1 pseudogene is annotated in these 224 nt (G+C 62.5%); it reads right to left on the reverse strand.

Features of this window, described 5'->3' with window-relative positions:
• Nucleotides 1-151: 151 nt before the first annotated feature.
• A pseudogene (locus ACY9Z2_RS19520) lies at nucleotides 152-224 on the reverse strand (phosphoenolpyruvate carboxykinase (ATP)); the annotation flags it as partial.

Here is a 224-nt window from a genome sequence, read left to right on the forward strand (position 1 = left end):
GGTTGGGAAGGGTGGTTTTTGTGATATTGGTTGACAAAAAAGAAAAAGGGGGGGAGGGGGAGGGGGGGGGGGGGGGGAGGGGGGGGGGGGGGGGAGGGGGGGGGGGGAGGGGGGGGGGGAGGGGGGGGGGGGGGGGGGGGGGGGTTTTTCATGTATAGGAAAGTACGAAGAATAATGCTACGTCGCCATCTTGACCAACGTTAGCAGAGCAGTGCATGGATAAT

It is taken from the genome of Virgibacillus sp. GM2-2 (assembly GCF_055329585.1).